This window comes from Streptomyces sp. NPDC102360, from assembly GCF_044766085.1.
GTDB lineage: Bacteria > Actinomycetota > Actinomycetes > Streptomycetales > Streptomycetaceae > Streptomyces.
In genome coordinates, this window is record NZ_JBIWLG010000003.1 from 860,695 (window position 1) to 868,566 (window position 7,872).

At 70.6% G+C, this 7,872-nt stretch carries 5 protein-coding genes; 4 read left to right on the forward strand and 1 reads right to left on the reverse strand.

What is annotated here, in order from left to right:
* Positions 1 to 157: 157 nt before the first annotated feature.
* Together ACIRHA_RS18275 and ACIRHA_RS18280 are read left to right on the forward strand one after the other, a co-directional pair.
* The gene (locus ACIRHA_RS18275) at positions 158 to 1,369 is read left to right on the forward strand and encodes a PucR family transcriptional regulator (protein ID WP_403846441.1); all 1,212 of its coding nucleotides are present in this window, start codon (positions 158 to 160) and stop codon (positions 1,367 to 1,369) included.
* Positions 1,370 to 1,472: 103 nt separating this feature from the next.
* Positions 1,473 to 4,199 carry a beta-N-acetylglucosaminidase domain-containing protein gene (locus tag ACIRHA_RS18280; RefSeq protein ID WP_403846443.1) on the forward strand — a complete coding sequence of 909 codons (2,727 nt, stop codon included), beginning with the start codon at positions 1,473 to 1,475 and terminating at the stop codon, positions 4,197 to 4,199.
* A gap of 79 nt (positions 4,200 to 4,278) precedes the next feature.
* On the opposite strand, the gene ACIRHA_RS18285 is transcribed toward ACIRHA_RS18280, so the two are convergent.
* Complete coding sequence (locus tag ACIRHA_RS18285; RefSeq protein ID WP_403846445.1) at positions 4,279 to 5,238, reverse strand: ABC transporter substrate-binding protein; 960 nt, start codon at positions 5,236 to 5,238, stop codon at positions 4,279 to 4,281.
* 700 nt (positions 5,239 to 5,938) lie between these two features.
* Between ACIRHA_RS18285 and ACIRHA_RS18290 the strand changes: the two genes are divergently transcribed.
* Together ACIRHA_RS18290 and ACIRHA_RS18295 are read left to right on the forward strand one after the other, a co-directional pair.
* Positions 5,939 to 6,937 (forward strand): amino acid ABC transporter permease, encoded by a 999-nt coding sequence (locus ACIRHA_RS18290; RefSeq protein ID WP_403846447.1) that lies wholly within the window; start codon positions 5,939 to 5,941, stop codon positions 6,935 to 6,937.
* Between the two features lie 281 nt (positions 6,938 to 7,218).
* The gene (locus tag ACIRHA_RS18295) at positions 7,219 to 7,782 is read left to right on the forward strand and encodes a winged helix-turn-helix domain-containing protein (RefSeq protein WP_403846449.1); all 564 of its coding nucleotides are present in this window, start codon (positions 7,219 to 7,221) and stop codon (positions 7,780 to 7,782) included.
* Positions 7,783 to 7,872: the final 90 nt, after the last annotated feature.

The following is a 7,872-nucleotide window of genomic DNA, read 5'->3' on the forward strand; positions in this document are numbered from 1 at the left end:
TCGGTCGGAACAACGGCTCGCAACGCATGACATCGGGCACCAACGGACAACTCCCTGTGGCTCGGCTCGGACCACCGCGGACGGATCCCACTGTGCCGACGCGTTGCCACTGGGAGTAAGCGCTTGGTCACCAGGATTTCGGCTAGCCTCCTGTGACATGTCACAAGGGCTGTGGGACAGGCTGGAACGGCGGATACCGGTGGTGGCCGACCGCACCATGCGCAGGTACGTGGACGGTTCCCCGCACTACCAGGGCGTCGTGACGGAACATCTGCACCGGTACATGGCGCACTCCTGCCGTGAGGGATCCCGGCTCTACGTCCGCATGGCCCGCGAGCTGCGCGAGCCACGCGACGAAGAACTGCGGCCGTTCCGCGAGCGCGCCCATGCGCGGGGCGCGGAGGGGCTTCCGGCAGCGCACTTCATGGAGGCCTATCACCTGTGCGCCGAGGAGCTGTGGCACGAGCTGACCCAGGTCGCCGACGGCGAACTGCCGCCGGAGGCGGGCGCGGTGCTACTGCGCTGGGTGCGGCACGTGACGCGCGAGGCCCTTGACGCGCACCAGCAGGAGTTCCAGGCCGCGCGCAGCGAGGAGCGCGAGGCCAGGCGGGCGACGGTGCGGGCGCTGGCGGCGGGCGAGCGGGCCGACGAGTCGGCCACGCGTTTCGGGATCCGGCTCGCCGACTCCTACGCGGTACTCGCGCTGCGGTTCGTCGCGGACCCTTCGGAGTCCGTCGGGGACGCGCTCGGGCGCCGCCTCGCCGGCCGCCGCAAGGTTCACCGGCTCAGCGACGCGCTGCTCCGCGCGTTCAGCGAGGAGACCGGCGCCGCGGACCTCCTGACCGCCCTCGATCCGGAGGGCGGACTCGTCCTCGTCCCCTCCGATCCCGGGCGCTTGGACCATGACCCGGAGGCGGCACGCGCCGCACTGCGGCGGGTCCGGCAGGCCACGGGCATCGACATGACCGCGGGCTTCGCACACGCCGGCGACCACGCCCGGATCCCGTCCGCCGCCGCGCAGGCCCGCCGGCTGCTTCCCCTTGCCGCGGACCCCGGCGAGGTGGCCGTACTCCGGGACCATCTGTTCGCGTACCACCTCCGCCACGAGAGCGAGGCGGCCCCGCACCTGCGCTCGCTCGTGGAGAAGCTGCGCACCGAGCCGGATCTGCTGACGACGGTCGGCGCCTACTTCGCGAACGACTTCAACCGGCGGCAGACCGCACAGCAGCTCCACGTCCACCCGAACACGATCGACAACCGCCTGTCCCGCGTCGACGCGCTGACCGGCGCCAACCCTCGTACGGCACAGGGCCTGTTGGTGCTCGGCGCCGCGATGGGCGTCGATGGAACCGCGCACCGCGATGCGTGAAACTGCTCGAACTTCCGCTTGTTCGCGCACCATTGACACCACATCACCAAAGTGGTCCAGTCCGCTCAAGCATGTCCCATGTGCCCACCGTGGAGGTTCACTCATGTTCCGCCCGAAGCACAGATCCCGCAGGACGCCACACCTCAGGACGCCGCTCGTCGCCGTCCTCGCCGTGGCGGCCCTGGCCGCCGCTCCCCTCACGTTCGGCTCGGGCCCGGCCGTCGCCGGGCCGGAGGGAGGGGCCGACGGGAGCGCACCCACCATCACCCCGGCCCCGCACAGCGAGCGGCAACGCTCCGACCACGTCACCATCACCCCCGCCGTCACGGTCGTCACCGGCGCGAAGTCCGACCCGGCCGCCGTGCAGCTGACCACCGCCGCGCTGAAGGCGGCCGGTGCGCGGGAGGTCACGACCACACGGAAGACCCCCGCGGGCTCCGGTTCGCTCGCGGTCTACGTCGGCGGGCCGACCGAGAATCCGGCCTCCGCGGGGGCCCTGGACGCCCTGAGCGCCGATGGCCCCGAGGGGTTCGCCGCCGAGGGGTACGTCCTCGCCATGGGCGGCAAGGGCGCCGGCCGCATCGTGCTGTCCGGAACCGATCCGACCGGCACGTACTACGCGGCGCAGTCGCTGCGCCAGGTGCTGCCGCACCGTAAGGCTCCCGGCGCCACCGTTCGCGGCCTGGCCGTGCGCGACTGGCCGGCGACGCCGGTGCGCGGTGTCATCGAGGGCTTCTACGGCACCCCGTGGTCGCACGAGGCCCGACTGGACCAACTCGACTACTACGGCGAGCACAAGATGAACATCTACGTGTACTCGCCGAAGGACGACCCGTATCTGCGTGCCAAGTGGCGCGACCCGTATCCGGCCGAACAGCTCGACCAGATCGAGGAGTTGGTGGACCGGGCGCGGGCGAACCACGTCGAGTTCACCTATGCCCTCTCCCCCGGCCTGAGCGTCTGTTACAGCTCCGACGACGATCTCAAGGCGCTCACCGACAAGTTCCAGACGCTGTGGGACATCGGGGTGCGGCAGTTCGCAGTGCCGCTGGACGACATCAGCTACACCGACTGGAACTGTGACGCGGACAAGGCGAAGTGGGGCACCGGCGGCGGCGCAGCCGGTCAGGCGCAGGCGTACCTGCTCAACCGAGTCAACCAGGAGTTCATCAAGACCCATGACGGCGCCCTGCCACTGCAGATGGTGCCGACGGAGTACTACAACACCACCTCCACGCCGTACAAGACGGCGATCGCCGAGCAGCTCGACAAGGATGTGCTCGTCGAGTGGACGGGCGAGGGTGTCGTGGCGCCGACGATGACGGTGGCTCAGGCGAAGCGGGCCAAAGCGGTCTTCGGGCACGCGATCCTGACGTGGGACAACTACCCCGTCAACGACTTCGCGACCGGGCGGCTCTTCCTCGGCCCGTTCACCGGACGGGAGAAGGGGCTTGCCGAAGAGCTGGCCGGCATCACCGCCAACCCGATGATCCAGCCGTACGCCTCGAAGCTCGCCCTGCACACCGTCGCCGACTACACATGGAACGACTCGTCATACGACGCCGACGCGTCCTACCGCGCGGCCGTCGAGGAGGCAGCCGGCGGGAACGCCAAGGTGGCGCGGGCGCTGCGGGCGTTCACGGACGTCAACCACAGCTCGCGGATGGACTCCGTCGAGGCACCTGAGCTGGCGAAACTGATCGAGGGTTACTGGGACGGTTCCGTCCCGGCGTCCCGGCTGACGGCGGCGTTCGCGGCGCTGCGGGACGCGCCGTCGACGATCCGGGGCGGCGTCGAGAGGGGCTTCGTCCAGGATTCCGGGCCATGGCTGGACTCGGCCGGGGCCTGGGGCGCGGCCGGGATCGCGGCGGTACGGATGCTGGAGGAGCAGCGCGCCGGTCACACCGCCGCGGCCTGGACGCTCCGCCAGCGGCTGCCCGGCCTTGTGGCCGACGCGAAGTCGTACCGGTACACCGATCTCAATGGCAACAAGGTTCCGGTGGTCGTCGGTGAGGGTGTGCTCGAACCGTTCTTCGCGAAGGTGCGGGACACGTCCAACAAGGAGCTTGGCCTGCCGCCGCAGCCGACCGGCACGACCAAGTTGCCGGTCTACAACGGCAACACGGCCGACCGGATGACCCACGCCGACGACTCCACGTACTTCTGGAGCAGCCGGGCGCCGAAGACGGGCGAGGGTGTCGGTGTCTATCTGGGCGGCGAGCAGCCGCTCGGCTCGGTGACGGTGGCCATGGGCAAGTCCGGCAGCACCGAGGACTACCTGCACAAGGGTGTCCTGGAGTATTCGTCGGACGGCACGACGTGGCACGCGCTGGGCGCGGAGTTCAGCGGGAAGGCGGCGTGGACGGCCGACGCGCCGAGCGGCACGACCGCCCGGTACGTGCGCGCCCGCGCGACGGCCGACCAGACGAACTGGCTGGTCGTCCGTGAGTTCACGGTGGCACGCGCGGACCGCCCGACGGTGAGCGGCGGCCCGGCGGCCGCGGAGGGCAGCAGCCTTGCCGCGGCGGCGGACGGCTCCCCCGAGAACGCCTACCGTGCCGGCTCCGCCCCGGCCTCGGGTGACGCGCTCGCGGTGACGTATCCGGTGCCGCGCGCCGTGTCCTCGGTGACCGTCCTGCGCCCGGACGACGCGAGCACATCGAAGGCCCAGGTGCAGCTGCGCGTCCACGGCACGTGGCAGGACTTCGGCCCGCTCGACGGCTCCGTCACCACCCTGCCCGCACCCGCGGGGACGAACGCGGACGCGGTGCGGCTCGTGTGGGGTGACGGCTCGGCGGCTCCGGTCGTGAGCGAGGTGATCGCCAAGTAGGCACGGTGGCCTGAACTGAGCCGGTGCGTGCGGCCGTTGTCGGTTCCCCGCACCCGCTCAGGTGCGGGCACCCCCGTGGTCAGGTGTGCTCGGGCGGGTTGATCCGTGATGTCTCGATCGCGGACTCGGACGTGCCCCACTTCTTGAGGATCCGCTCGTACGTCCCGTCCTTGATCAGCTCGTTGACCGCGGCCCGGAAGGCCTTGGTGAGCCGGGAGTCCTTCTTGAAGGCGAAGCCGACGTCGAGACGGTGGAACTCGCCGAGGAAGGTGGTCTGCGAGGCGGACTTGCTCGCCTGGTGGCGCAGGCCGTTGATGGTCGACATGATCACGTCGATGCGGCCCTGCTGGAGCGCCGTGAGGGTGGCGCCGTTGTCGGAGAAGACCTGCACGTCGTACGGCTTCTTGCCCGCCTTGGTGCAGCGTGACTTCTGCGCGTCGAGGGTGGCCTCGAACGTGGTGCCCGCGCCGACGCCGATGTTCCGTCCGCAGAGCTGCGCCAGGTCGGTGATCTTCTTGCCGAACGAGGTATCACCCGTCTTGACCGCGAAGCCCTGGCCGTCGTTGATGTAGGTGACGAAGTCGATGGTCTTCAGGCGCTCACTGGTGACACCGAAGTTGCCGGTTCCGAGGTCGTACTTGCCGCTCTCCAGGGCCGGGAGGATCGTCTCGAACGAGGCGTCCTGGCGCCGGAGTTGAAGGCCGAGCACCTTGGCCGCCGCGTCGGCGAGGTCGATGTCCTGGCCCACGGGCTTCTTGCCGGTGCCGTTCGGGTAGTACGCGGCGGGCGGGCCTCCGGTCGAGCTGCCGATACGCAGCGTGCCCTTCTTGCGGACGTCGGCGGGCAGCAGCTTCGCCGCGGAGTCCACCTTGCGGACGGCGGCGACGGGGTTGCCGGTCGGCGCGGCGGCCGCCTGCGCCCCCTCCCCCGCCGCACCGTCGGTGTCGGTGTCGCCCGAGCCGCATGCGGTCAGTGCGAGGAGCGGCAGCAGGACGAGGGCGGCGAAGCGTGGGCGGGTTCTGGTCCCGGGCAGGTTCACGGGTCGGGAGCCTTTCAGGTGTGCGAATCAGGTGTGCGAACGGTGCGCGGGGCACCGCAGGCATGGCGAATGACGACCCGGCGGCGGGGAGGCGCGACGGGCCGGGGCAGGTGACGGGGCAGGTGTGACGACGTCGAGCGTCGTGAGGTGTCACGACGGGTCGTGAAGGAAAGGCTCGCGGCAGCGCGGGCGCCAGGGAAGAAACTCGGCCCGCGACGGGGTCACCGAGGGAGGGAAGGGCCGGTCAGAGGGCCCGCTGCCGCTTCAGGCGCAACACGCCGCGGACCACACCCGACCAAAGTCGATGTGGTCACGCGAGACCAGGCGCTGGGCAGTCATGCGGACAATTGAGCAGGACATCGAGCCGTTCGTCAAGCCGCGCCCGGCCGGTGTCCGGATGCCGGATGCCCCGACCGCCGCGTCCCGGACGCCGTGGACGCTCCGTGTCCCGGGTCCCTCGACTCGGCCGCGTCCGGGCGCAGTTGACACACTCACGCGGCGGGCACATACGATCGAGGGCGGACCGGCCCCGCTTTTCGTGGCAGCCGCTCCGGCCGCGTTGAGGGACGCGGCGCATGTGACGACGCCGAGCCCCGGCCCCACTCCGTACCCGCGCAGCGCCTGTGCCGCCGCGCTCCCCCCGCGAGTGCCGCCGGGCGATCTCAGCCATGCCCGCGATTCCCTCCCCCGGAGAGCCCCGATGACCACGTCGTACGTAGAACCGTCCCCCGCCGCACCGCCCGAGGAGCCGACGAGCGCCCCCGCCCGCCCGCGGATCGTGCCGCGCCGGCACCTCGGCCGCTGGGCGTCCGCCGCCGTCGCGCTGCTCGTCTTCGCGATGGTGCTGAACTCCGTGGTCCGCAACGACGCCTTCCAGTGGGAGGTGGTGGGCCACTACTTCACCACCTCGGCCGTGCTCGACGGGCTCCTCCTGACGGTGTGGCTGACCGCCGCGGTGATGGTGCTCGGGTTCCTGCTCGGCACCGTCCTCGCGACGATGCGACTGTCCTCCAATCCCGTGCTGCGCACGCTGAGTTGGGGCTACGTATGGATCTTCCGGTCCACGCCGCTCCTGGTGCAGCTGCTGTTCTGGTTCAACATCGGCACCCTGTATCCCACGCTCGGGCTCGGCATCCCGTTCGGCCCGGAGTTCGTCACGGTCAAGACGGTGAACCTGTTCGGCCCGACCCTCACCGCCCTGATCGGCCTGACGCTGCACGAGACCGCGTACGCCGCCGAGGTGGTGCGCGGCGGCATCATCTCCGTCGACTCCGGACAGACCCTGGCCGCGCAGGCGCTCGGGCTGAGCAGGCGCCACACCCTGCGCCGGATCGTCGTCCCGCAGGCGATGCGCTCGATCGTGCCGACCGCGGGGAACATGCTGATCGGCACCCTGAAGGGCACGAGCATCGTCAGCGTGCTCGCCGTGCACGACCTGCTGTACTCGGCGCAGCTCATCTACAACCAGACGTATCAGGTCATTCCTCTGCTCATGGTCGCCACACTCTGGTACATCGCGGTCACCAGCGCGCTCAGTGTGGGGCAGTACTACGTCGAGCGGCACTACGCGCGGGGCGATTCACGGACACTGCCGCCCACTCCGCTGCGGCGGCTGCGCGGTCGACTCACCACCGTGCGCGCCTGGTTGAGCAGGGTGACGGCGGCCGACGCGCGCCCCGCCATCCACGGTGACCGGTGAGCTGCGCCACACCTTCCCCACTTTCCCTACCGAATTACTAGGAAATACTTGACCGGGCCCGCCCGGACACACAGGATGGTGCACATGTCCCGTACGCAGCAGCGACTCGTTCGTCGTCGGCATGTCGACTTTGGTCACGTCGTCAGCGCCGCGTGCTGTCGCGCGTAAGGCACCCGGCCCACAGGTCGGACCGTGCCGCTCCGCACGCCAATTCCCAGGCCACCAGGGCGGGTTCACCCACTGCGCCCGGTGGGCCGAGACATCGACGAGGGACAACCGCCATGACCACGGCACCGCAGACCCGGACCACCCACCCCACCGCGCCACCCTCCGACGCCCGCCACCTCAGCCTCGTTCGCGGCACCCCGCAGAGCGGCGGCGCCGGGCAGCGCGGCTCCGTACCGATGGTCGGATACCTGCTGCTCGTCCCGGAGGGCACCGACCCCGCCGAGCTCTTCGCCGAGGGCAGGCCCCGGCCGGAGATCCGGCCGGTCGATCCCGCGGACCCGATCCCCGTCCCGCCGGCCGCCACGCAGCCCACGCACTCCGCACAGTCCGCGGACGACGACGTCATCCGCATCGACCCGGTGCGGCACGTGGCCGAGCTGGAGGGGCATGAACTCGACCTCACCTACCTGGAGTTCGCGCTCCTCGCCCACCTCGTGAAGCGCCCCCACCACGTACTGACACGCGAGCTGCTGGTGACCGCCGTCTGGGGCTACGACCACGTCGGCGACGGCCGCACCGTGGACGTCCACATCGCCCGGCTCCGGCGCAAGCTGGGCCGGGCCCACCGCCAACGGATCGTCACCGTACGCCGCGTGGGGTACAAGTACGTCCCCTAGATGATCGATTCCAAGGGTTCGGCTGCGTGTACATGCGAAGGGAGCCCAACGTCAGTGTGTGAAGACAGAGTTGGACTCCCTCGCGACCGC